The 22,366-nt window shown below is 58.7% G+C and carries 26 protein-coding genes; 12 read left to right on the top strand and 14 right to left on the bottom strand.

Translation table 11 applies throughout. The features are described from left to right. Positions 1-31: 31 nt before the first annotated feature. The 4 genes from QN222_RS20030 to QN222_RS20045 all read left to right on the top strand — a co-directional run bounded on the left by QN222_RS20030 (position 32) and on the right by QN222_RS20045 (position 2,256). Positions 32-331: a hypothetical protein gene (locus QN222_RS20030; protein ID WP_283962717.1), complete on the top strand. Its 300-nt coding sequence runs from the start codon at positions 32-34 to the stop codon at positions 329-331. A gap of 469 nt (positions 332-800) precedes the next feature. Next, on the top strand, positions 801-1,064 hold the full coding sequence (locus QN222_RS20035; RefSeq protein ID WP_283962753.1) for a hypothetical protein: 264 nt from the start codon (positions 801-803) through the stop codon (positions 1,062-1,064). 104 nt (positions 1,065-1,168) lie between these two features. After that, positions 1,169-1,366 carry a hypothetical protein gene (locus tag QN222_RS20040; RefSeq protein WP_283962718.1) on the top strand — a complete coding sequence of 66 codons (198 nt, stop codon included), beginning with the start codon at positions 1,169-1,171 and terminating at the stop codon, positions 1,364-1,366. Between the two features lie 536 nt (positions 1,367-1,902). Next, a complete protein-coding gene (locus QN222_RS20045; protein WP_283962719.1) occupies positions 1,903-2,256 on the top strand; it encodes a TM2 domain-containing protein in 354 nt (117 codons plus the stop codon). 1,219 nt (positions 2,257-3,475) lie between these two features. Here QN222_RS20045 and QN222_RS20050 read toward each other — a convergent pair. Both QN222_RS20050 and QN222_RS20055 read right to left on the bottom strand, forming a co-directional pair. Then, positions 3,476-3,751, bottom strand: a complete 276-nt coding sequence (locus QN222_RS20050) for a hypothetical protein (protein ID WP_283962720.1) — start codon at positions 3,749-3,751, stop codon at positions 3,476-3,478. After that, positions 3,748-4,107 carry a hypothetical protein gene (locus QN222_RS20055; protein ID WP_283962721.1) on the bottom strand — a complete coding sequence of 120 codons (360 nt, stop codon included), beginning with the start codon at positions 4,105-4,107 and terminating at the stop codon, positions 3,748-3,750. Before QN222_RS20055 ends, QN222_RS20050 begins: the two co-directional genes overlap by 4 nt. A gap of 226 nt (positions 4,108-4,333) precedes the next feature. Here QN222_RS20055 and QN222_RS20060 point away from each other — a divergent pair, with 226 nt between their 5' ends. From QN222_RS20060 to QN222_RS20085, 6 genes are all read left to right on the top strand, one after another. Then, positions 4,334-4,783 (top strand): hypothetical protein, encoded by a 450-nt coding sequence (locus QN222_RS20060; protein ID WP_283962722.1) that lies wholly within the window; start codon positions 4,334-4,336, stop codon positions 4,781-4,783. Between the two features lie 30 nt (positions 4,784-4,813). Then, positions 4,814-4,939 carry a hypothetical protein gene (locus QN222_RS20065; RefSeq protein ID WP_283962723.1) on the top strand — a complete coding sequence of 42 codons (126 nt, stop codon included), beginning with the start codon at positions 4,814-4,816 and terminating at the stop codon, positions 4,937-4,939. A 243-nt stretch (positions 4,940-5,182) separates the two neighbouring features. Then, positions 5,183-5,404: a hypothetical protein gene (locus tag QN222_RS20070; RefSeq protein WP_283962724.1), complete on the top strand. Its 222-nt coding sequence runs from the start codon at positions 5,183-5,185 to the stop codon at positions 5,402-5,404. Next, entirely contained in the window at positions 5,397-5,528 is a 132-nt protein-coding gene (locus tag QN222_RS20075; protein ID WP_283962725.1) for a hypothetical protein, read from the top strand. Before QN222_RS20070 ends, QN222_RS20075 begins: the two co-directional genes overlap by 8 nt. 64 nt (positions 5,529-5,592) lie before the next feature. Then, positions 5,593-5,886, top strand: coding sequence for a hypothetical protein (locus QN222_RS20080; protein ID WP_283962726.1), 294 nt, complete (start codon positions 5,593-5,595; stop codon positions 5,884-5,886). Next, on the top strand, positions 5,852-6,514 hold the full coding sequence (locus tag QN222_RS20085; protein ID WP_283962727.1) for an SOS response-associated peptidase: 663 nt from the start codon (positions 5,852-5,854) through the stop codon (positions 6,512-6,514). The genes QN222_RS20080 and QN222_RS20085 overlap by 35 nt, the downstream gene beginning before the upstream one ends. A gap of 140 nt (positions 6,515-6,654) precedes the next feature. On the opposite strand, the gene QN222_RS20090 is transcribed toward QN222_RS20085, so the two are convergent. Continuing rightward, a complete protein-coding gene (locus tag QN222_RS20090) occupies positions 6,655-7,137 on the bottom strand; it encodes a BA14K family protein (protein WP_283962754.1) in 483 nt (160 codons plus the stop codon). 417 nt (positions 7,138-7,554) lie between these two features. Here QN222_RS20090 and QN222_RS20095 point away from each other — a divergent pair, with 417 nt between their 5' ends. Then, positions 7,555-7,740, top strand: a complete 186-nt coding sequence (locus QN222_RS20095) for a hypothetical protein (RefSeq protein WP_283962728.1) — start codon at positions 7,555-7,557, stop codon at positions 7,738-7,740. A gap of 551 nt (positions 7,741-8,291) precedes the next feature. On the opposite strand, the gene QN222_RS20100 is transcribed toward QN222_RS20095, so the two are convergent. The 7 genes from QN222_RS20100 to QN222_RS20130 form a co-directional block, all read right to left on the bottom strand. Further along, positions 8,292-8,606: a hypothetical protein gene (locus QN222_RS20100; RefSeq protein WP_283962729.1), complete on the bottom strand. Its 315-nt coding sequence runs from the start codon at positions 8,604-8,606 to the stop codon at positions 8,292-8,294. Positions 8,607-8,608: 2 nt separating this feature from the next. Further along, positions 8,609-9,007: a thermonuclease family protein gene (locus tag QN222_RS20105; RefSeq protein WP_336621035.1), complete on the bottom strand. Its 399-nt coding sequence runs from the start codon at positions 9,005-9,007 to the stop codon at positions 8,609-8,611. A gap of 772 nt (positions 9,008-9,779) precedes the next feature. After that, complete coding sequence (locus QN222_RS20110; RefSeq protein WP_283962730.1) at positions 9,780-10,541, bottom strand: amino acid ABC transporter ATP-binding protein; 762 nt, start codon at positions 10,539-10,541, stop codon at positions 9,780-9,782. Next, positions 10,541-11,650 (bottom strand): amino acid ABC transporter permease, encoded by a 1,110-nt coding sequence (locus tag QN222_RS20115; RefSeq protein ID WP_283962731.1) that lies wholly within the window; start codon positions 11,648-11,650, stop codon positions 10,541-10,543. The genes QN222_RS20110 and QN222_RS20115 overlap by 1 nt, the downstream gene beginning before the upstream one ends. Continuing rightward, positions 11,647-12,771, bottom strand: a complete 1,125-nt coding sequence (locus tag QN222_RS20120) for an ABC transporter permease subunit (protein ID WP_283962732.1) — start codon at positions 12,769-12,771, stop codon at positions 11,647-11,649. Before QN222_RS20120 ends, QN222_RS20115 begins: the two co-directional genes overlap by 4 nt. Before the next feature lie 14 nt (positions 12,772-12,785). Further along, positions 12,786-13,814: an amino acid ABC transporter substrate-binding protein gene (locus tag QN222_RS20125; RefSeq protein WP_283962733.1), complete on the bottom strand. Its 1,029-nt coding sequence runs from the start codon at positions 13,812-13,814 to the stop codon at positions 12,786-12,788. 43 nt (positions 13,815-13,857) lie between these two features. Next, positions 13,858-15,054: a PLP-dependent aspartate aminotransferase family protein gene (locus QN222_RS20130; RefSeq protein WP_283962734.1), complete on the bottom strand. Its 1,197-nt coding sequence runs from the start codon at positions 15,052-15,054 to the stop codon at positions 13,858-13,860. Positions 15,055-15,166: 112 nt separating this feature from the next. On the opposite strand from QN222_RS20130, the gene QN222_RS20135 reads away from it, so the two are divergent. Beyond that, the gene (locus QN222_RS20135) at positions 15,167-16,054 is read left to right on the top strand and encodes a LysR substrate-binding domain-containing protein (RefSeq protein ID WP_283962735.1); all 888 of its coding nucleotides are present in this window, start codon (positions 15,167-15,169) and stop codon (positions 16,052-16,054) included. 276 nt (positions 16,055-16,330) lie between these two features. Here QN222_RS20135 and QN222_RS20140 read toward each other — a convergent pair whose 3' ends face one another. The 4 genes from QN222_RS20140 to QN222_RS20155 form a co-directional block, all read right to left on the bottom strand. Next, positions 16,331-17,881: a sulfite reductase flavoprotein subunit alpha gene (locus QN222_RS20140; RefSeq protein WP_283962736.1), complete on the bottom strand. Its 1,551-nt coding sequence runs from the start codon at positions 17,879-17,881 to the stop codon at positions 16,331-16,333. A gap of 14 nt (positions 17,882-17,895) precedes the next feature. Beyond that, positions 17,896-18,318, bottom strand: a complete 423-nt coding sequence (locus QN222_RS20145; protein WP_283962737.1) for a PAS domain-containing protein — start codon at positions 18,316-18,318, stop codon at positions 17,896-17,898. 3 nt (positions 18,319-18,321) lie between these two features. Then, entirely contained in the window at positions 18,322-18,615 is a 294-nt protein-coding gene (locus tag QN222_RS20150; RefSeq protein ID WP_283962738.1) for a hypothetical protein, read from the bottom strand. 196 nt (positions 18,616-18,811) lie between these two features. After that, positions 18,812-21,610 (bottom strand): alkaline phosphatase family protein, encoded by a 2,799-nt coding sequence (locus QN222_RS20155; RefSeq protein WP_283962739.1) that lies wholly within the window; start codon positions 21,608-21,610, stop codon positions 18,812-18,814. Positions 21,611-22,366: the final 756 nt, after the last annotated feature.

Raw genomic sequence — 22,366 nt, forward strand, 5'->3', positions numbered from 1 at the left:
GCGAGTTCTTGCGAAAACGGAACATGATGCGGTGTTAGACCTCGCCTTCGGTGCGCTCCGGCGTGCAATATGCCCTGTCGGACGGAGCCGCCAGGGCGGTGCCGGTGGTGAGCCTGTTTCCGGCCTTCTCATTTCCGTCATCATCCTGACCGACGATGATCCGATTCTGCTCGTCAGTCGAAGATACATAACGTCGACTCCGGGTTCGGAGAGTTTCCGTACGATCCCAATTCTTTCAGAGTTTGTGTTCCCTAATTTTTTCCCGGGCTTCATCAAGTTCAAGCCGGGTCGCTTCCATAAAGATCGTCAGTTGCTTCACGGCCTCGATTAATTGGAACAAGATGAAACCTCAGGTGACGGTCCGACAGGACACAAATGAATCCTGTTATTGCAGCAACTGAGTTAAGGGCTGTTGAATGTTCCCGTTCCGCTCGCATCCCGTCGGATGCAATTAATTTAAGCATACTCGATCACGATTTTGTTTGGAACAAGAAGCGGTAGGTTTGTGCGCTAAGTTTGGACTAAACAAGCTCCCGGGATAGCCAACAACTTGCGTCTTCCGCGCCACCGCTAGGCAGTCAAAAAAGGATCCGTAGTCGCGCTCCCAAAGCTACTTGTTCGGGTCGGTGGACGCCCTCTTCTTCAGCGTTTCCCTATTCAGGCTTTGCTCCATGCTGCCATTAACGCACAGATTCGCGAAATCGTCGCATTGACTATTGGGATGATGAGGAGGCCAAGGCGACGGGATGCGCTGGCAAGCCAGTAATCGTGTTCGCACACGGAACATGCTATGAATGTCCATGCCTGAAAGCGAGCAGCACTACGAGTTTTCTGAATTCTGCGGCGAATTTGTCGATGACGGCGTGATGGTGATTCTCAGCATATACCGCCCAGCCGGAACCAACGCAGATTGGACGCTAGAGGTCGTCGATCAAGAGGGATACTCGACCGTCTGGGATGATCAGTTCGATACTGATCGTGATGCCTTCCAAGAATTTCTCGCCACTGTCCTGCGCGACGGTATCCGCAGCTTTCTGGAGCAGTCGATCCACACTGTAGATTGACGCTTGACCACGACCACGGATGTATTGGCAGTAGCTACAAGAAGGTCGGGTTAGCCCGGCCTTTTTTGTTGCCTAATGCTCGCGAGATGCCAATCTGTGCGGTTATGGAAGACAAGGTCGAAGCCGCCCGCCAACGTTACAATGAACTCTACCCGGATCGCCCCATCAAACAGATCGGCGACACGCCGGATGTCTATTACTACCTGGTCATGATGCGCGGTGTCTGGGAGAACGGCACGCCGTTGTCTGACCGGCAAATCAAGGCCGTCGAGGCGATCACCCCGCCCGGGTGTTTCTCGTGATTGCCCAGCGGTCCTTTTGCGTGGCTCAAGCGCCGTCCGGAGGCGCGAAGAAGCAGTTCACGTGATACTCATTCGGATGAAGGCAGACGTGAAAATCGCTGTCACCGGACTATAGTTTCTATAGGGTATCAGGAATCGATGCTCCGTCGTGATCAGGTGGTGGTCGCCAGGATGAAGGATGACCACAAATCCATAAGGACCGTTCGAAACGGTCTTGCCCGGAATTCTCTCGCAGTCGCCAGCGACCTCGGACCCGTTGCGACAGGCGGGCGGGTAGCTCCAGAGCGTACGGGGCCGGTGTGCATCTCCGATCGTAAAGAGCCCAGAGGCAGCCCCGGCAGTCAGCATGAAGATTAGCGATCCAGTGCGGGTCATCGTGGCCACCTCCAAGACGGTGGAGACCATTGGAAATCGAGATTGTACGCTTAGGTGGTATGCAATCACACTAACCTATATGGGCGAGCTCCTAACCCTTGACTGCAACCTGCACTATGAGACGCTTCAAGGCTCCTGGTTGTAGTGCGTAGGTGGCAATCATGAATCTTTCCACGGCAGAGCAGATCCTCGTCGAGCAGCGCGTGACGAACGAGGCGAGGTCAACTGCGGTCGCCTATCTGCTTTGGCTTTTCGTCGGTGGACTCGGTGCGCACCGCTTCTATACCGGTCGCGTCGGCAGCGGCGTGGCAATCCTCGCCCTATTCGTGATCGGAGTCGCCACCGTTGGCGTCGGTATCGGGAGCCTGATCCTGGTCGCCTGGGGCGTATGGCTGCTGGTTGATCTGTTTCTCATTCCCGGCATGATCCGTGAACAGAGGGACCGGGTGCGGGACAGTTTGAGCAAGCAGATTTATGCCGAACGCTTGCTCGCCGGTGAGCGAGGGGAGAGCTGATTACATGAGCGGTTTTACCGACGAAGAGCGAGCGGCCGAGCTAAAGCGCCGCGACGATGCGATTAAGCGGGAAGCGGAAGCCCAAAAGGCAACGATGCGTCGCGCTGATGTGGCGGAACTAGCGCGAGCAGAAACGAGGTGCCTCCATTGTGGCAGCCCGATGCGATGGTGGGAGGCCACGGACCCCGAGAATCCTTTGTGCGACATATGCCTCTGACGAAGGACACCCATTTCCACAAGGGCGCATTGCTGGTGAGTCTTTGCGTTTTCCTTTCGGGATGCTGGGAATTGGAGTGCTATCCGCCATTGCCTCCGTTGCTGCACGATTTAGAAGCCTCGGGAGGGTGGTGGACCAACGGGTGCCCCCCTCCCAAAAATTTTCTTCGTAGCCGTATACTAGAAGGCGTTTCACCGGAGCTCACAAAGCGATTGAGGATGCGGTTCCCCGCCGGCAGTGATGCTGAGGCTTTGGAGCGTCACCTGCAGGGAGAAGGGTTCCAGATTTCCTCACCTTGTGGTGAGAGAGTGCGTCTGGGTCAGTTTCACCAAGAGGGTTGCCCATACCCGATGAATGCGAAGATAGCTTGGGAGCGAGCAGAGGACCGAACAGTGACCTGGGTCAAAGGTCACGTCTTTTACAAATACCCGTAGGCTCTCGTCACGCCACCGCTCGCTCATTCTGGCCGGCCTCTTTGGCGATGCGCATGAACCTGTGCGCCGCTGTTTTCTTCGAGCCGAAACCCGAAATGACCGCGCGGGAGCTGTTTCTCCATCTTGGTCAGGCGCCTCGGCTCGGGATCGCGCCATCCTAGCCTCGCTCGCACCCCATCCCGTCGCCGTCACGATCCAGGCCATATACATCTGGACCGATGACACGAACGGGACCATGCGCATACGCTGAGCCATTACCAGATCCGCTGGCGCAATCAACGTCACTAGCAACCGGCACACAGGGGACGTAACTGGGATGGCATTGAGCCCCGACAGAAACGCAGCCGGGTGCGGTGGCCAAAAGAAACAACGCCGCGAGTGTACGGGCAAACATGTCACCCCTCGACTTTCCTAAAGCAAATCTGCTCCAGTCGCCCTGGCGGCTCTCTTAAAGCAGAAAGGCATTCCCTTCGACCGCGGCGGACATTCCAAATCAAATCTCCGTACCGTGGAGAAAATAGTAGTGTCTACTGCGACCTTTGAATCGCCGCTAGGCAGCTACCATCTGTTAGCGTCGCGAGCGCTCCTCGACGGCCCGGCGCATGACCTCATCGCGCCCGCACTCGTACTTCTCCATGTAGTATCGGATCAGAGACTGGCGGCGGCCCTCATCCATGATGGAGTAAACGTTCCTGAATTGGCGTTCCGCCGTTGTCCGGGCTCTGGTCGGTCGGCCGGCGCCAATGAGCCTCGACAGCGCAAAATAAACCAGCAGTCCGACAAAACTTCCAACCAACAGGGCGGGACCCGTTTCCTGATTGAAGAAATCTCCGGGGCTCGTCATCTGTATGCCTTCCGCCAACCAGCTTCGCGTGCGGCGTCCTCGGAGCAGAACCACCGTTCGCCGCTCAAGAAATCGACGCGCGTTTCGCTGTAATACTCCTTCCCTGGCACGTGATAGATGTGCTCGCCCGACCGGTAACTGATGTTGCCTTTGATATCGCAGCCTGGAATCGGCGACACGTACTGCGATATGCCGAACAGTGCCAGCGCCCCTACGACGAGGATGCCGGGAATCGAACCGCCTTTGCTGCGCGGTGCTGATCGCCGACGAACATAGTGGCTCGGGAAAGTCGGCGCGCCGCTCTTTAGCTTCCGTTTCCGATGCTTGCCCGGATCGAAGTCTACAATCTTCCCCATGGCTCCTCCTCGAAGCACAAGGATGCCGTGTGTCGCTCAATACGTCCACTCGCCCGAACGGCTTAGGGCATCTGACAACATCGCGGCCTCAGACCGCCCCTGTCGACACACCATTGACTCCTCACAAGACGAGAACATAATAAGAACATTCATCGGCGCTGCGGCGCGCCAATCCGAAACCTTAAGGGGACCGACAACCGCTGCCTGCGGGCAAAGAAGGTGCGCCATGCGAACGTTCGAAGATGAAGTCCGAAACATGATTGCAGTCGACTTGACCGTCCTGTCACCCGATCGAAGGCGCGCCATTGCCGGCCTCGACCAATACCGCCGCATTGTAGAAGTCCGCGGCGTGCAGGACGTCGCCGCTAAAATCGCAGAATCCTTCTGCTCCTTTGCCGTCTTCGATGGCGAGCAGGTGCTACGCTACCCTGCGATTACCCCTTTCATCACACAGACGCTGTATGCAATGCCGATCGAACTGCGACGGGAGGCATGCGACCGGGACCGAGTGAAGGCAGACCGGGCGCGCGTCAGCATGGCACTGATGATCTCGTCTGCATTGCTACTGCGATATCGCTTCGAACAACTGAAATGTGGCGTGGCACCCTCGAGCACGGATTGGGACGGCGCCTTCGAAAACCAGTTCGGTAGCGGCCGGAAGGCGGCTGAAGGTTGAAGCCGTCGTATGTGGCCATAATACTTGCAGATGATCAATCCACCGAAAGAGAACAGAAATCTCTTTGACCGGCTGCTCGACCTGGAGGAAGCGCTAGAGCCCCGCTTCCGCGAAATGACGGTGGCCGCGGAGGATGCCGGCTGGACCAGCATCTAAATCCGCAACGCGCTTGTCAGCCTGGCGGAACACTACTCCGACGAGGGTGGCGGACGCGCTCCCAGTTCGGATGAGCATTCAAGCATAGCCGGATACTGCTCCAACCCGAAAAGGATCGACAGAAACGATCTCCACCCTCTCCTCTTCCATGAGATACAGAGCCGGGAGGATTTCTTCGATTTCGAAGGCTACAGGGCAAGTGTGCTTTGCTATCCAGGGAAGGAGCCGGCGGGTTGGATCGAGATGGCGATCCAGCAGAAAACCGGTGAGGTCTGCCTGCTGCATGCCGTAATGGCCAGAGCCGATCCGGAACTCTTGAAGCTCGAGGTAAAAACCACCGGCCCGATATGGGGATCCGGCAAGGCGGACGACCCAAGGCACGCAGCCATGCGCTTCTACGAGACTCTGCTCGAAGCCGGACACCTGAGCTTCGAAGTCACCAGCGAGGTCGGCTTCGATGAGTGACGAAAGGACAGCGGCCACCCAGCCGCACCGCGACCACGCGCTTTACGTGCACTACTGCGAGCACTCTGGTTGCACGAAGTGGGGCGGCTTCGGCTTCGCGGTCGGCAAGGCCGAGCCCAACTAGTTCTGTGCCGAGCATCGACCAGAATGGAATCCCCGCCATGAGGCACGCACGCGGAATTGATCTGATGGGCGGGCCCGCGATCGACCCCGAACGCGGGATCGGCCACCTGCGCCTGGCCGATCTCGATGAGGACCAGATCCTCGGAGCGCGTTGCGCTGCATGCCAGTATAACAACTGGCTGAACCGATGGGAGATTGCCGGAAAATTCGGCAGCGGCGCTATCCTTGACGACTTGCGGCCGATGCTGCGTTGTACGCGCTGCGGAAACAAGGGCAACAACGGCTGGCGGATCGGCCGGATCAATCGAGACTCGGAGTGGGTGGATGTGCAACCGGTATCGTATCGAGGTGGAATTTGACGAGCTGTGGCGCTTTGCGAAGCCACATCGGGACATGACCAACCGCGCGAACCCCACGACGGAAGTCATTCCGGACAAGCCGGGTCTGGTCATCCGCAACAGCCCCGACGGAGAGCGCGAGCTCATCAATCTCACCTGGGGCATGCCATCCCCCCCGACAGTGACGAACGGAAGGCCGGACTACGGCGTCACCAACATCCGCAATCTCGATTCTGCCCATTGGCGTGGATGGACCGGCGTCAAGAACCGCTGCATCGTCCCGTGGACGGCGTTTTGCGAATATGAGGATACCAAGCCGAAGAAGACGGCCCGTTGGTTCGCGACCGACGACAGGCAGCCCCTCGCCTTCTTCGCCGGCATCTGGACGCCTTGGAAGGGCGCACGCGGCTCGATGAAAAACCCACGCACCGGGGAGCACGAGCTGTTCGCCTTCCTTACCTGCGAGGCAAACGCGCTGGTCAAGCCAATCCACCCGAAGGCCATGCCGGTGATCCTCACGGACCCGGCAGAAATCGAACTATGGCTAACGGCGGAATGGAAGGATGCCAAACGACTACAGCGTCCCTACCCGGTCGAGCAGATGACTCTGCTGCCCGTCGAGAGCACATCGGAGCCGCTGCTGCTGTGATAAGTCGGCAGGCAACGACATCGGCGGGTGGCTGCACTAGGCCGTCAGCAGGGCGGGACTGGCTCCCACAAACGAGGCGACCACGACACACTACCGCATGGACGGCGGGCATTTGGTGGTCGCGCTTCAGCCAAACTGCATCAATAGTACGGCGAAATGCACTGCTGACGCGGCCCATAGTAGGGCTGGAATGTGTTGTCGTAGGCACTATAAGAACGGTAGCGCGAGTAGCACCAGTCAACGTGGGCCGAGGTTGAGTTTGAGTAGGCCGGACGCGGTGGCGACGCAATCGCTCCGCCGATAATCAGTCCTGTTCCAAACGCTGCTAGTGGATACCACCATCCGTCATTGTGCCGACGGTAGCCATGTCGATAGGATCGATAACCCCGGTAGCCATTGTAGTAGCCGTAGCGCGGACCGGCGCTGTATCGCGGGCCGCCGTACCTACCGTACCCACGCGCGTGCTTCGGGCCGCCACGGTGGCCGGGCTTGTGGTGGACCAAGTCCACGCCCTGAGCGCTCAAATCCGGCACCGTAACCATCGAAACAGGCAGCGCCTGGGCCGGGGCTGCGCCAGCAAATGCCGTAGCAGCCGCGATTAACAATGCACCAATTTTCTTCATCAACATGACCATACTGTTTTGCATCCGTGGATTCATCGGTTCTTCGCTACCGCGCGGCCCGAGACAAGCAAAAGGCCCGGCGACCGACGGCCTGCCGAGCCCGGGTTACGTTGCGTGGGACATCGGCCGCTGCGACTTCGTCCCGGTCTTGCAGGCGATGTCGCTGGTGGCCTGGTCCCTTGCGATGCCTCCTCCGTAACCGATACCGATATTGCCACGACAGCAAGCAGTCACCCACGGACCAAAGTCCGATGCAGATGGGCAAAGGTCTTAACCGCCTTCGAGCCCGGAACCATCCATCGAGGATAGAGTTCGCCGCTCAGGGCGTGTGGAGTTTCTGGAGCTGTCTGATGAAACGTCCCTTCCAGACGGCTCAGGGACTCCGCCGCCTCGGCTTCCCGCCGAAAGGAACGCGTGATGCATGATAGAGACAATTATGGACATCCGGAACGAAGGGCATCAACTGGTCTGCCCTTGGGCATAATGCTCCTTTCGATGTTAGCGATTACTGCTTATCTCGTGGTAGGAGGCGCGCTGCTGGACGACAAGAACCAAGACATCGTGGTCTACGTCCCCCAGGCATCCGCACCAAATCCACACTGAGCCAACAGAACTCTGTTGATCCGAGTCGACGCGGGAAGCGTTGTCTCGCATTCCCGTTCCGGAACAAATTAGCGTTTTATGTATTAGCTATGCGTCGTGACAGCGACATGCAGGTCCCCGCCTGCGAGACGCAGTGCCCGCGCCTCCCCCAGCGCGGGCACTCGAACGTTTCGAGGCTATCGCATGCGGGAAGCATTAACTCTCTGTTTCATTTTGCTGATTCTGGCCCTCACGACGTTCACATTCGTGATGCTCGCCTTGGGCTAGGGCCGTAGGTGGGTTTCCGATCCGGCGCTGACATTAGCCTGGCACAAGCAGAGCTGCAGTGGGGGATTGGCCAAGTCCGCTGCAGCTCCGATCGCGACGTATCAATTATGTAGCTGGGGCACATTCGCCCTGTTCCATCCAAGGGAACCGCTTCGAACGTCGCTTACATCCATAGAGATAGTGAAGGCGGAAACGGGATCAAGGGCAAATCAGTGCCGCAGGCGCGCGCCGTCGCGATAGACCCGCAGCAGATAATCACGCTTTCGTCACGACTGAGGGGGCGATTACCACCTGTTGGCCTCTCGTTGGCGCTCCTCCACCGCCCTGCGCATGGCTTCTTCGCGGCCACACTCGTACTTCTCCATATAGTAGCGGATCAAAGACTGTCGGCGGCCTTCATCCATGATGGCGAAAACGTTCCTGAATTGTCGCTCGGTGCCCGATTTGGCCTTAGCTTGTCTACCGCGGCCGAGTAGCTTTGACGTCGCAAAATATACCAACAAGCCGACCAAGATCCCAACCAACAGGCCCAGGGCCGTTTCCTGATTGAGGAACTCTCTTACAGCACTCACGACCCACTCAAGCTGAGAGTCTTTCATCTTTATCCGCACCACGACTGCTTGAAGCCAAGCCAACGGTGCGCAAGCCCCTCGTCGACGAGTTGTGCCCCGAGCGATCGGCCGCCTCGGTATACCTCGCGCAGCTTCCGACCGTATTTGTCCTCATCGCGCAGTCCGGCCTTGAGACCGAAGGAGCCGCCATTCAACAGGCTCTGCAGCCGATACTTGGCGCGCTGTCCGAGTTCCCGCTCCCCAGCACATCTGGGCTCGCTGATCTCCGGCGTATCGATATCCGAGATCCGGTACTTGATGCCGTCGAGCCAGAACGTGTCACCGTCAACGACGCACGTTGTCCGCGCGTCCGATGCGCATATGGGGAAAGATGCGGAAATGGTGTCTTCCGGCGGCACGGTTGCCCAGCCGTAGGCTCCACCTATCACGATGCCAGCCAGAGGCAACACAAACACCCAGGGGGATAAACCCCTTCTAGCCGCTGCCGAGCGTTTGGCCGGTTTGAATTTGGTTACCGTCCCCACGGCCTCCCGCGTCGCTCGCGGCTTGCCTGCCCCTTTTGGAGGCAGGTCGCGACCAAACACGGAATTGGCGACAAGTATCGCGCAAAGTAGCACGCCGCCTATGACCAGCGCGAAGGGCGAGTGACTTCCGCCTCCACCGCCCCATCGCCTGCGCGCCTTGGCGTCATTTGGAACCAAAAGTAGAAGTGGGCCGAGCATCAAGGCACGGCGGCTTAACCCTTGGGATGGAACGACGCTCATCTGGTCCCCTCAAACCAAACCCTGCACAAACCCCTCTTTTGCATCGAAGCACAAAGGAGACATCAAGTCGAGTGACCGCAGATCTGCGCGCTTGAGTTGCGACGCGCGGACAAGGCTCAATGAGCACTCCGCGGTCTAGAGGGCGTAAGGATAGACCGAATTGATCAGCTCCGCCTTCGCATCCAGGTTGCGCCTCAGATGGTGCACGGGGGCACGATATGGGTGAAATCCAAGGAACGCTTGCGACGCCCCTTCTTGTCATCGGCCAACTCGCGGTCTGCAAGCAGCAACCGCCGGCAGCGCAGATTTTAGGGCCAACGCTTAACCGATCGCAAAAACGTTCGCGTTGTCGCAAGCAGCGTCACGCAGGACGTCTGTGCCTGCGGGTAGAACGGCCTGCGCTTCGCCGTCGCGAGCGGCCCACAGCGGCTAGCGGTCAATGAACGATCTGCTTGAGGAAGGTCCTCGTCCGCTCGTTTGCGGGCCTGTCGAAGAAGACATCGGGCACGTTGCTTTCGACGATCGCCCCCTGATCCATGAACACGACGCGGTCGGCCACCCGCCTGGCGAACCCCATTTCGTGGGTGACGACGATCATGGTCATCCCCTCCTCGGCAAGTGATACCATGGTGTCGAGCACCTCCTTGACCATCTCCGGATCAAGCGCCGATGTCGGTTCATCGAACAGCATCACCTTCGGTGCCATGCAGAGCGCGCGGGCGATCGCGACGCGTTGCTGCTGTCCACCCGAGAGCTGCCCCGGAAACTTGCGCGCCTGCTCCGGGATGTGCACCCGTTCCAGAAACTGCATCCCGCGCTCTTCCGCGACCTTGCGCGGCGTTCCGCGCGAGAGGATCTGCGGCAGAGCGCAGTTCTCGAGCACGGACAGATGCGGAAACAGGTTGAAGTGCTGGAACACCATTCCGACATCGCGCCGAATCCTGTCGATGTTCTTCAGGCTCTCGTTGAGTGTTACGCCGTTGACGATGATCTCGCCCTTCTGGTGTCCTTCGAGATGATTGACGCACCGGATGAGTGTCGATTTCCCGGAACCCGAAGGACCGCAGATCACGATCCGCTCTCCCGGCTGGACCGAAAGGCTCACGTCCCGAAGGGCATGGTAGTTACCATACCATTTGTCCATGTTGCGAATAACGATCGCGGGCTGTTCGAACACTCGCGTTTCCTCGATGGACATCAGCGATAATCCTTTGCCTTCACGCGCAGTTCGAGCCAGCGCGCGTAATATGAGATACCGACGCAAATGCTGAAATAGATCACGCCGACGAACAGGTAGGCTTCCGTGTAGGGACCCGGCCAAAGCGGATCCATCGCAGCCGAGCGTCCTGCGCTCAGCATGTCGAACACGCCGACAATGATCACCAAGCTGGTGTTCTTCACCATGACGATGGCGGTGTTGGTCAGCGGCGGGATGACCTTCTGGATTGCCTGCGGCAGCACGATGTGCCGGATCGCCTTCCAGTGCGGTATTCCGAGCGCCTGCGCGGCCTCCACCTGCCCAGGCGGGATTGCCTGCAGACCGCCTCGAAGCACCTCCGCAAGATAGGCGGCCGAGAACACCGTCAGTGCGGCGAGCGTGCGCCCGAGCTTGTCGATATCGAGTTCCGGAGGCAGCAGCAGAGGCAGCAGGATCGAGGCGACGAACAGGAGGCCGACCAACGGCAATCCTCTCACCGTTTCAATCAAGCCGACCGAAAGCAGGCGCAGAATCGGCAAACTCGATCGTCGCCCCAGCGCCAGAAGGATCGCAAAAGGAAAGCCAAGTCCAAGGGAAAGCAGCGCCAGAAGCAGCGTCACCGGCAGTCCGCCCCATTTGGCAGTAGAAACGTGGGAAAGGCCCGCAAAGCCACCCCACATCAGGGTTAGCATCGCGCAGACGGCCGCTGCCCAGACGTATACGAGCTTCCTCCCCCAAAGTGCGGGAGACAGCGATATCAGGGTCATGCCGAGGAGCAGTGCGATGACGGTCGCCGGGCGCCACTGTTCGCCTGGGGGATAGAGGCCGAACATGATGAAGCGGAATTTCGCTTCGATAAATGCCCAGCAAGCTCCGCCGGACCTGCAGGCGGATGGATCGTCCGTAAGCCAGACGGCGTCGGTTACAGCCCATCTGAATGCCGGAAGCAAGGAGAGGATCACCGCGACCGCACCGAGCGTAAGAAGAGCGCTCAGCATATCGCCGAACAGGACCTTCAGGATCGGCATGCGCTTTGCGGGCGGCGCTTTCCGCGGCGCGACCAGTTCGGTCGCCGCCATCGCATAGTTCATTGTTACAAGACTCGTCATCGGGTCACCAATGCCACGCGTGCGTTGTACCAGTTCATGAAGAACGACACAGCGATGCTGATCGTGAGGAAGACGGAGAGCAGGATGGCGATGCTTTCGATGGCCTGTCCCGTCTGGTTGATGACCGTCCCCACCACGAGACCCAGTTCAGGATATCCGACTGCCAGAGCCAACGTCGTGTTTTTCACTGTCGACAGGTATTGCGACGTCATCGGGGGAATGATGACGCGGAGCGCCTGGGGGACGATGATGCGAAACATCGTCTGCCGTTCGGACAGGCCCAAGGCCCTTCCGGCCTCCGATTGGCCACGGGAAACGGCTTCGATCCCGCCGCGGACCACCTCGCTGATGAAGACGGACGTGTAGATGATCAGGCCAAGCATCAACGCGGCGAACTCCGGGGATAGCCGCATGCCGCCGGCGAAATTGAATCCCTTGAGCTCAGGCAAGTTCACCGAGGGCTCGAGGGCGATCGTTCCAAGGATGAACATTCCCAGTGTGGTGCCAGCAGCCGAAACTCCTCTCAAAATCCATGGAAGACTCTGCCTGAACCGCCAGAAAGTCATGGCGAGTGCTGCGGACGCTACAAGAAAGGCAAACCCGTACGGTCCGAGCGAAACCGATGGAACGTAGAGTCCGCGGAGCGACAGGTAGATGCCGGGGAACGGATTGAACGCTTGCTTCGGTGCGGGCAAAAGCGTGGTGGCGAGCGCATACCAGAACAGCAGTTGAACGATCAGCGGCATGTTGCGTACGCCGCCAACAAAGGAGGCGGCCATCCCTGACGCAAGCGGGTTTCGCGCCAGACGTATCAAGGCAATGAAGAGGCCGAAGATGGTCGAGGCGACGATCGCAAGCAATGAGATTGCGGCCGTATTGGTCAGCCCCACGAGATAGGCCCAGCCGAACGTGTCGGAGGGATCATATGGCAGGACGCTCTCCGAGATCGGAAAATTCGCCTGGCGATGCAGGTATTCAAAGCCCACGTGAATGCCGCGCGCGGTCAGGTTCTCGGCGGTATTCGACCAAAGCCAGTAAAGAAGGCTGGCAAATCCAACGAGCAACAGGACTTGAAGTGCGACGCTTCGAACGTGGCGGTTGTCTAGGAGTGTCGAGAGCATGCCAGCCTCCGAACCTATTGGAAGGCCAAGGGGAACATCAGTCCGCCGTTCGTGAAAAGCCGGTTCGCGCCGCGATCGAGCTTCAGCGGACTGTCCTTGCCGAGGTTGCGATCGAACATCTCCCCGTAGTTGCCGAGCTTGGCGATGATGTTGGCAGCAAACTTTTCGTCGAGACCGATGGCGGCACCATTTCCCGGTTCGATCCCAAGGAAACGCTTCACGCGTGGGTCTTCCGATTTCTCCATCTCCGCGATATTGGCCTGCGTGATCCCAAGCTGCTCGCCGGCGATCAGCGCCTGGATCGACCAGTTGACGATGTCAAGCCACTGGTCGTCACCGTGACGGACCGCCGGTGTCAGCGCATCCATGAATTTGGTCGCAGGGAAGATGACGTAGTCATCGGCATTCTCGGCTTTCGTTGCTCTCAACGATGCGAGCGCTGCGGCATCGGTGATGAGGGCGTCACAACGCCCCGAGAAGAACGCCTGGCTCAACGCGGAGCTATTCTCGAACACGACCGGCGTCAGACCGAGATTGTGCTCCTTCGAGACGTCGTTTGCGACGACCTCCGTCGTGGATCCGGTCTGGACGCACACCGACGCTCCATTCATTTCCTCGACTCTCGTCACGCCAAGCGCCTTCGGCATCATGAAGCCGGTGAACTCGTAGTAGTTCGGCGTCGTGAAATTGAGCCCGTTGGCATCGCGGCGCAGGGTCCAGGTGAACGTCCGTGGGAGGATGTCGATCTCCCCGGTCTGAAGTGCCGGCACACGCTGTTGGCCGCTCAGAGGCACGAACTCCACCTTGTCCTTGTCGTTGAAGACCGCAACAGCCACAGCTCTGCAGGTCTCAACGTCAAGGCCACGCCAATAGCCCTTCTCGTCCGGAGCACCGAAACCAACCGTGCCCTGGCTCGCGGCGCATTTTAGAAAGCCGCGGGCTTTGACGGCGTCCAGCGTTGCACCTGCAAATGCCGGAGCGGATCCTGCAGCCAGACCGAAAGCGAGCGTGGTGATGCACATTCCAAGTAGTTTCGATTTCATTTCATTCCCCTTTTTTTGGTTGTGAGAATTGACAAGCCGGCCTTTAGCTCGCCTTGGAGACCCTCGCTGGCGCACATCGTTCGGTGATGTCGGCGAGGAATGCTTCGATGTCGGCTTTGAGGTCGCCGAGATCTTCCAAGCCGATGCTGATCCTCAAGACCAGATCTTCTCCGTCCCACTGGCTGGCGCTGCGATTCTGCTTGACCGGCATGGGCGCGATGAGACTGCGGGTTCCTCCCCATGAGGCACCAATGGCAAACGTGCGCAGGACGTCGAGGGCAACAGCCGCATGCTTGGTCGCTTCGGGCTTCAGCACAACGCTGAAAACCCCGCTTGCGCCAAGGAAGTCACGCTTCCAGATGTCATGTCCGGGAAAATCCAGCAGCGAGGGATACAACACCCGATCGACCAGTGGATGCTGCTGGATCAGGGCGATAATCTCGGCAGCACCAGCAGCAGCATGCTTGAGGCGCACCCCAAGCGTCTCCATGCCTCGCAGCACAAGCGTGGCATCGTCGGGCGAAACACCTATGCCGAGGCGACCGAGGGTCGCGCGAAGGGGAAGGATATGTTCCTCTGCGCGTACCGTAATCGACCCCATCAGCACATCGGAGTGGCCGGAGACATATTTGGTCAGGGCTTCGGTGACGATGTCGGCGCCGAGTGTGAGCGGTTTATAGTTGAGCGGCGTCGCCCAGGTATTGTCGCAGCCGACAAGAGCGCCATGGCGATGAGCAATATCCGCGATCTTCGGCAGATCCTGGATCTCCATCGTCGTGGAGCCAGGGGATTCACACCAGACAATCTTGGTGCGAGCGTCGATTTGCTTCTCGAGATCTTCGACGGCGACCGGGTCATAGTAGGCGATCTCGACTCCGAAGCGCGCGAGGTCGCGGTTGGCGAAGTCGCGAACCGGCGGATAAGAGTTGTCGGCAATCAGGACCTTGTCGCCAGAGCTCAGGAACGACAGCATGGCAACCGAATTCGAAGCTTGCCCGGATGGCACCAGGAAAGTCCGTGCACCCTGCTCGAGCGCAGTCAGTTTTGCTTCCAGGGTCCGTGTCGTCGGTGTCCCATAGAGACCATATGTGTAGCCTTGGTGACCCCGCTCGCCGCGCGTCCTGTAGGCTTCGGCATTCTTGAATACGATCGTGGATCCACGATAGGTCGCCGCGCCGAGCGCCTCGAAACCGTCCATATCGACATCGGGCGTGACCACGCACTGGGTGAGATCTTTCATCTTGCCTTCTTCCCAAGGTTATTTCTTTGAGCGGATTAAACATGGAGGTGTCCATTCCGTCCAATATCAATATGATGAAACCTTATTCGCCGAGGTTATAAGGTTGCTTGCCATGAACATTCGCCAGATCGAGGTCTTTTACGCAGTGATGACCAACGCCACTGCTTCGCGCGCAGCCGAAGTGCTTCGCATCTCGCAGCCTGCGGTGAGCAAGGCGATCCAAGAGCTTGAGCGCGATATTGGTTTCGCTCTTTTCCGCAGGGAGAAAGGCAGGATGTTTCCGACCGCCGAAGGACAAATGTTCTTCCGTGAGGTCGAAGGCTCGTTCTCAGGTCTGGTCCACCTCAAGAGTGCAGCGGCCCGTATTCGCGATTTCGGATCCGGCGAGATCCGGGTCGCCAGCCTCTCCGCCCTGAGCACGAACGTGATGCCACGTGCGCTGCGTGGCTTCCAGGCAAAACATCCTAACGTCGCGATCACCTTCCAGGCACAGATGTCTTCCGTTGTGAAAGACCTTGTGGCCAGTGGTCAGTTCGATGTCGGGCTTGCAGCCGATGAAATCGATGTTGCGGGCGTCGACGCCCGCCCGTTCGCGCGCTACCAGGCGGCAATCGCCGTGCCTTCGGGGCATCGGTTGGAATCAAACGACGTCATCCGCCCGCGCGATATCGATGGCGAAGCGTTCATCGCGCTGTCGCCCGAAGACACCACACGGCGATCGGCCGAATCGATCTTCCTCAACGAAAATATCAAACCCAAGATGGTTCTTGAGACACCGTACTCCACGACCGTCTGCGCCATGGTGCAGGCTGGCATAGGGATCGGAATGGTCAATCCCATGACCGCGGAGCCGTTCGTCGGCCGAGGCCTTTCCATTCGGGCATTCGAGCCCGCCGTCTATTTCAAAACGTTACTGCTCTTGCCGCCCAATCGGCAGCCCTCTCGGATCGTCTCCGATTTCGTCGAGGAGGTGATGCGGCACTCGGTCTTTCAGGACTGACGATTCGCTCGTCGAGAAAACCGGGGTTTCCTGCCCGGCTTCACTCAACGGTGCGAAAGCAGGTCGCGAGTTCGCCATTGACATCAACAATCAGACCGCGCGAGCGGCGGTGATAGGAGTACCGTGTCGGCGGCCGCGGCAGCCAAGAGCCGTTCATGGAAACGACGTAACCGTTCACCGCACTGTACGGAGTGACATAGTCCACCATTGCCTGCCGCGGTTGCGCCGGCAGGCAATGGTAATCGTTTGTCGGGCCAGCATGCTGGTGCAACCGGCTCAGTAGAGTTCCTTGTGCATCCGCTGGTTTTGGACCATGTCCTGCAGGAACTGATCGGCCGTCTCGGGCGAGAGTCCGCCGACAGAGGAGGCGATGTCGCAAACGACTTCGTCAATCGATCGATCAAGGTTAGTCTTGTTGCCACACACATATATGTGAGCACCCTCGCCGAGGAGCCGCCAGATATGGTCGCCATTGTCCTTCAAGGCATGTTGAACATAGTAGGGTTCGGCTCTGTCACGAGAAAACGCGGTGATGAGCCGCCCGACAACGTCGGTCTTCTCCCATTTTCTAATCCTCTCCTCGTAGAGGAAATCTGACGAACGATAGCGGTCACCGAAAACAAGGCATGTGGGTGCCGAACGAGCACTACGCCCCGCCTGTTCGAGCAATCCCATGAATGGCCCGATTCCTGTGCCTGTGCCTACCAGTATCAGTGGGTAATCCGAAGCCGCAGACAGATGGAACCTCGGATTTGCGCGCACGAATATCGGTACCGCGCCGGTAGTCCTCTCCAGATAGCCCGTGGCGGTCCCTCTGCGCTTCCGTCCAAGTTTATCGTAGCTCACGTCTCTGACGCACAGGTCGATATAGTCCGGATTGCCATGCGATGCGATCGAGTACGCTCGCGGTTGAATTGTCGGCAGCAGTGCGGCAACCTCGACCGCCGGTGCTGCCGCTGGACTGGCGAAATCCTGAAGGAGATCGAGCAGATCACGGCCGTGAAGATATTCGTCCAGCGCCCTCTTGTTTGCGATCTTCAGCAGATCCTTCAGTGCCTCACTCTCCGTCAGCTTCGCAAACTGACGCAGGAAAGACTTACCAATGATCCTGAGCTCCTTTGACGCGAAATATTCGATGACGGCGTCCTCATCGAACCATTCTGCCAGCCCAGACAGTAGCTTGGGGTCGTTCTCCGGTACAAGATAGAGGTTGTCCCCCGCACGGTAGTTTATGCCGCTTCCGGCGATGTCGAAACGATAGTGCCAGGCGTGTGGAGCTGCGCCGTTCAACTTGTACCTTTCGATGATTGGTGCCGCGAACGCGTTGTTTTCTCCGTATGATCTAACTTTCAAGTCCAGCGAAAGACCCGCCTCGTCATTGCCTTGAAGTACGGCGAGAAGTACCGAACGCCAGATTTCAAAGAAGGCGTCAAAATCCGTGTCTGCGTCCACTCGGTTGACGAACGGGCTTGCGCCGATTTCTTGAAGTGCAGCATCCAAGCCTTTGGTAAAGCCGCAGAAATTGGGGTATGCGACGTCTCCAATGCCGAAGATGGCATATCGTAAGCCGCGCATATCCGATGCACTTTTCAGTCGTTCCTGGAAGCCCTCCGCGTTGGCGGGGGGCTCTCCATCTCCAAACGAGCTTGATATTATTACCAGCCGATCTTGGTGGTCAAAACTGGCTAGGTCGAACTCTGCAAGGGGATTTGCTGATGGGTTAAACTGTGCAAATTCCGGGTCAAGAGCGAGCCTCTCGGCAAGTCTTCGAGCGTTGCCGGTCTCGGACCCGAATCCGATCACAAGCCGCCTTCCATATGATGACATGATCGCTCACCGCTTCAGTTGGCGTAGTATTCGTCGTAAAGTTCTTTCGACGTCTCCAACTGGTCGAAGTCCACCATGAGATCATTGATGACACGCCGGATGCTAATGTATTCGACGATCTTGCCATCATGATCGAGCACCGGCTGAACAGTAGTGTCGACGACATAGAGCCCGCCGCCCTTGCCCACGTTCGGAAAAGCGCCGCTCCAAGTCTTTCCGTCCTTGATAGTCTGCCAAAGTTCTTTGTAGACGCTCTTCGGCACATCGGGATGGCGAACGATGTTGTGCGGCTTGCCAATCAGCTCATCGCGGGTGTAGCCGGTCAGTTCGCAAAATAGGTCGTTAACGTAGGTGATGTTACCCTGAAGGTCTGTGGTCGAAATGACCATAACCTTGTCGAGGGCTTTGAGAACCTTTGCGTTGAATTCATTTTCCATGGGTTAACACCTTTCTACGAATGGCTGTTTGGTCGCAGGTTCTCCTCCTCGTGGAGGGTTATAGGTCGCGGCCAAAAAGATGTAAATTAAATGCATGTTATTGCGACCGGATGCCGCGGCGCGTGAGCCATACAGGTTGGCCAAGATGGGCAGGCCGGCATTCAGTCGCTCTTTCGCTGCGACCGTCGCCGTGTTCTTGCCGGTGTAGCCGAATGCACACGCGCCGCGCTCGCTGTACTGGTCCTCCGCGAACCGGATTTCCTGATCCTCGACGAACCGACCATTAATCTTCGGCATTAGGTAGCAAAAACCACCAGACCCGAAATATGACGAATTGCTTCCGGGGCCGATCCGCGCCTGGCACAACGTCGCGGCGCGGCAGCCATGATCCTTGCAAGACGCCCGAGACGGGCGTTATCGGGCTGACGACACGGGCGCCGCTGCGACGTCGCGTGTCGTGGAATTTACGCCGCGCTAGGTGGACGCAGGATCGTCATGACCCTCGACCCATCAAGGCGGATGCATAGGCGATGAAGCCTTGGAAATCCTCCTTGAATGACTCCGGATCGGCATCGGGGGTGAGCTTGCGTAGCGGCACCGGGCTGAAGGGTGCCTCGGTCCTCCTGTTTTGGCTGTTCGCGGTGTCATTCAGCGTTGACCACAGATCCCCGTAATCGGAGTCCGGGCGCGCCTGGTCGAGCCGGAGCAGGTCCCGCAAATCGTTTGCGGCCGACACGCGCCCCGACATGATCGGCGGACGCGGTCCGCAGAACCGCCTGAGGATTGTCGCCGGGATCGTGGCGTGTTCGTAGACGGTCCTCGACACGTTCACCCCGCCCTCACCGCGTGGGATCAAAGGCGACACAATGATCGCGGGCACACGCGGTCCGAGCCGGCTGATCCCATTGGACAGCGCCGGGATCGGCCGGGTCGTGACGGTCCCATCGCTCCCCCTGACCTCCACCTGGTCAGGCGGGAAGAGATGGTCGTAGAAGCCGCCGTGCTCGTCATAGGTGATGATGAGCATCGACTTGTGCCACTGGCGGAAGCCCGTCGACAACACTGGACCGTTCATCATCGCCCGCACGATGCGCGCGACCAACCGCTGGCCATTGTGCATGTCTGCGGGCGCATGATCGTCGTTCCCATCGGGAAGCTCGATGTAGTTGGGCTCGATCACCGAGACACTTGGCAGGGTTCCTTCGCGCGCCATTGTCTCGAACCCCTGCACGGGGTCTTCGAATCCGACGATGTTAACTTTGTCGAATGCGAAGTTGCGGTAGAGCCGCACGAAGCTGTAGCCATGCTCGAATATTTTCCACGAGACCCCGTTCCTGGTCAGGTGGTCGAAGAAGGTCAGCCGCTCCGACGGGGCGTAACCCTTGAAGTCGGAGTTCTCCTCCTCGGGAAGGCTATGCCGGTCGCGGTTGAGGTCGCCGCTCAGCATGACGTGCCGGTTCGGCAGCGTACCGCCGATATGGGAGCCGAACCAGTGGTCGCAGATGGCGAATTCCCGAGACAGCGCCGCGTAGACCGGCAGTTCCCCGGATCCGTAATAGTTCATGATGCGCTGGAGGGACTCTTCCGTGGCGTGCGCGCCCAGACGTTGCGCGAAGTTGGCCACGAAGGACTTCATGCCCCCGGACATCTGCGAACTCACGCAGTCGCGGCTGTGGCAGGGATTGTCGATCTCAAACGGCCATGAGGTGTCGTTCGTCAGCGTGCTCCGGAACCTCACCGGGTCGGCGATGGGGCTGAACCGATACTCGTTGACATCCCGATCACCCTCGCTTGCCAGTCCCTCTACGTCTTGAATCCCAAGATCGCCCAGACCGTCGCGGCTGAGATAGCCGAACACCTGATCGAAGGATCGGTTCTCCTGCATCAGCACGACGATATGGTCGATCTTCGCTAGTTCACCTGGGTCCACTATGGGAGGTCGCCTGATGATGCCCCCAGGCAATGGCGGATCCGCCCATTTCTCGTCAACAGCGGTGGCGAAGAGGTCGGGCAAGCCTTGTGGGCTGCCGCCTATCGGACCGCCCCCACTCATCTCGATCGGCACTGCGATCGGCTTGCCCACGTGCCAGAAGACCATCTCGTCCGTCGCCTCGTCGTACTCGATCTCGGCAAGTTCGTAGTGGCCGACGAGCCATGGCCTGATGTACTCGTCGAAATGGTTAAGCTTACCCTTTACCTCTTCCTCTTCATCTTTCCATTGCGCCATGTACAAGGACCTCTCCACGCCGTCCTTGATCTTCTTCCCAAGTTCGATCTCAATCCCCACCACCTCGACCTTGTCTGGTATGCTGTCCGGCAAAAGCAGAACCGGGACATAGATCAGGCGACCGCTCGTGGCGCGGAGTTGCAGCCTGAGTTCCCCCCACAGTTCTTCCGGTAGTGTGATATCGGGCAGATGGTCCAGAACGATATCGCGGGACCCGGGGTAGACAAAATCAATCCGCAGGGAAATGTAGGGCACCTTCAGAGAGGTCGTGGCCGGCGGAATGATCGGGTCCTGGGCCCAACCGGCATCCAATTTGAAGTTTCTGGCATCGATTGTAGGTAGGCTCGTGACGACTGATGGCAGGGGCAGGGGGATCGTCTTTTCCCGTTCCAGGTCGTAGAGGAGGCTTAGCTTCCTGTCCAACCGATATTGGACCACCCTGGCCTCGACCTGGAGCATTTCAAAGTACTTAGCCTTGTTCCAATTCTCCTCGAATCCGCGCTTCCAGAAGGCTAAGGGGGCGCGGTAACTGACCAGGGGCAGGACACTGGGATACTGCGCGTCGATCATGTAGCGGCGTCGGTCGCTCGAGCCGTCAGCCTGCCGGCTGACCTTCAGCCATAACCCTGCCCCGCCGGGCCAGACCGGCATGTGATGCAAGAGGTTGTTTCCTCCTGTCCGTTGCTGGATCAACTGATCACGCTGCATCAGCTCGAGAGTGATCTCGGCTGCCGGTCCGCTTCCCCCTCCTAGTGGATCAGGGATGCCGGAATCGTCCTCAAGGGCTGTCCCGTGCAGAACGGCGCTAGCGCTGAAGCCCGGTGCAATCCATTTGCTTCGGCGCATTTCGTCAAGGTCGCTGATCCGATCCTGACCGACCCTCGCCAATGGCCCGGGCATGATACCGCTCGGCGAATGGTCGCCGGGCTGGTCCGTCTCGCCGACCGTGATGCGGCGGATCTTGATGAGCAGCGGGCCCTCGGTCATCGGCGGCAGCCTGAATTGCATCGATCCGCCGGAATCCAGGTTTACGAAGGCTTTGTGCATCCGATAGGTGAATGGCATCGTAGCCTCCCGATGGTGGCTGTTGACTGCCCGTCATATCGGTCCCGGAGCGGTAGGAAAGCGCCCTCACTGGCTGCCGATGCGCACGCTCGCTGCGGGACCCACGCAAAACCAATCCAGGATTTTATACCCCGCGACATTATACCATTCAGTGTGTGTGAATTGAAGTCCGCGATATTGGGGCGCGGGCGAATATCAGGGAGGTACTGACATCAAGGCGTATTGGTTCACGGAGGAGCTCTCATGGGGAGCTCACATTGCCTTACTTCACCGTGCGCCTGCCCGTCGATCGCGCATAGCATGACAGGGGGACGCGCAGAAGCATCGGCGCGATGAGGTTTGATGCCATTGCTGCACCAGCATAGCAGAGCAGGAACACTGCAGGCTTTGTGAGGAATCGCCGCGTCCACCAAGCATGCATTGCGGCGAAAGCTATGAGGTATGCGAGGCCACCGATCTGCGTGAGTATCGTTAGAAAGACGACGATCGCGATTTCATGCCAATGTGCTATCGCGGTCATGGCTGAAAACCAAGCAGCCGTAGAGAACGGCGATGCGACCCGACCGTAATGCCCATCGCCCGGGAATTACGCATCCATTGCCGATAGCCAGAACCTGAGCTCGGGAGACTTCTCCTCCGCGTTCCGGATGTACCGCTTTTGCCATGAGGCATCGGGGGTGAGAGGCTTCCCGAATATGTCCGGGCGCTTCCAGGCAGACGGTGATCGACCTTCTCACCGGCTGGCACGGTAGGGCG

Origin of the sequence: Sinorhizobium sp. 6-70 (genome assembly GCF_030124375.1) — a bacterium.
Taxonomy (GTDB): domain Bacteria; phylum Pseudomonadota; class Alphaproteobacteria; order Rhizobiales; family Rhizobiaceae; genus Sinorhizobium.

Excerpts from the sequence above, each read along its gene's own strand:
- QN222_RS20115 (WP_283962731.1), bottom strand. The coding sequence starts at position 11,650 with ATGACGAGTCTTGTAACAATGAACTATGCGATGGCGGCGACCGAACTG.
- QN222_RS20090 (WP_283962754.1), bottom strand. The coding sequence starts at position 7,137 with ATGAAGAAAATTGGTGCATTGTTAATCGCGGCTGCTACGGCATTTGCT.
- QN222_RS20085 (WP_283962727.1), top strand. The coding sequence starts at position 5,852 with ATGTGCAACCGGTATCGTATCGAGGTGGAATTTGACGAGCTGTGGCGC.
- QN222_RS20035 (WP_283962753.1), top strand. The coding sequence starts at position 801 with ATGCCTGAAAGCGAGCAGCACTACGAGTTTTCTGAATTCTGCGGCGAA.
- QN222_RS20150 (WP_283962738.1), bottom strand. The coding sequence starts at position 18,615 with ATGCCGAAGATTAATGGTCGGTTCGTCGAGGATCAGGAAATCCGGTTC.
- QN222_RS20065 (WP_283962723.1), top strand. The coding sequence starts at position 4,814 with ATGATCAATCCACCGAAAGAGAACAGAAATCTCTTTGACCGGCTGCTC.
- QN222_RS20135 (WP_283962735.1), top strand. The coding sequence starts at position 15,167 with ATGAACATTCGCCAGATCGAGGTCTTTTACGCAGTGATGACCAACGCC.
- QN222_RS20080 (WP_283962726.1), top strand. The coding sequence starts at position 5,593 with ATGGGCGGGCCCGCGATCGACCCCGAACGCGGGATCGGCCACCTGCGC.
- QN222_RS20070 (WP_283962724.1), top strand. The coding sequence starts at position 5,183 with ATGGCGATCCAGCAGAAAACCGGTGAGGTCTGCCTGCTGCATGCCGTA.
- QN222_RS20040 (WP_283962718.1), top strand. The coding sequence starts at position 1,169 with ATGGAAGACAAGGTCGAAGCCGCCCGCCAACGTTACAATGAACTCTAC.
- QN222_RS20120 (WP_283962732.1), bottom strand. The coding sequence starts at position 12,771 with ATGCTCTCGACACTCCTAGACAACCGCCACGTTCGAAGCGTCGCACTT.
- QN222_RS20050 (WP_283962720.1), bottom strand. The coding sequence starts at position 3,751 with ATGACGAGCCCCGGAGATTTCTTCAATCAGGAAACGGGTCCCGCCCTG.
- QN222_RS20095 (WP_283962728.1), top strand. The coding sequence starts at position 7,555 with ATGCATGATAGAGACAATTATGGACATCCGGAACGAAGGGCATCAACT.
- QN222_RS20075 (WP_283962725.1), top strand. The coding sequence starts at position 5,397 with ATGAGTGACGAAAGGACAGCGGCCACCCAGCCGCACCGCGACCACGCG.
- QN222_RS20100 (WP_283962729.1), bottom strand. The coding sequence starts at position 8,606 with ATGAAAGACTCTCAGCTTGAGTGGGTCGTGAGTGCTGTAAGAGAGTTC.
- QN222_RS20140 (WP_283962736.1), bottom strand. The coding sequence starts at position 17,881 with ATGTCATCATATGGAAGGCGGCTTGTGATCGGATTCGGGTCCGAGACC.
- QN222_RS20055 (WP_283962721.1), bottom strand. The coding sequence starts at position 4,107 with ATGGGGAAGATTGTAGACTTCGATCCGGGCAAGCATCGGAAACGGAAG.
- QN222_RS20145 (WP_283962737.1), bottom strand. The coding sequence starts at position 18,318 with ATGGAAAATGAATTCAACGCAAAGGTTCTCAAAGCCCTCGACAAGGTT.
- QN222_RS20155 (WP_283962739.1), bottom strand. The coding sequence starts at position 21,610 with ATGCCATTCACCTATCGGATGCACAAAGCCTTCGTAAACCTGGATTCC.
- QN222_RS20060 (WP_283962722.1), top strand. The coding sequence starts at position 4,334 with ATGCGAACGTTCGAAGATGAAGTCCGAAACATGATTGCAGTCGACTTG.
- QN222_RS20125 (WP_283962733.1), bottom strand. The coding sequence starts at position 13,814 with ATGAAATCGAAACTACTTGGAATGTGCATCACCACGCTCGCTTTCGGT.
- QN222_RS20045 (WP_283962719.1), top strand. The coding sequence starts at position 1,903 with ATGAATCTTTCCACGGCAGAGCAGATCCTCGTCGAGCAGCGCGTGACG.
- QN222_RS20110 (WP_283962730.1), bottom strand. The coding sequence starts at position 10,541 with ATGTCCATCGAGGAAACGCGAGTGTTCGAACAGCCCGCGATCGTTATT.
- QN222_RS20130 (WP_283962734.1), bottom strand. The coding sequence starts at position 15,054 with ATGAAAGATCTCACCCAGTGCGTGGTCACGCCCGATGTCGATATGGAC.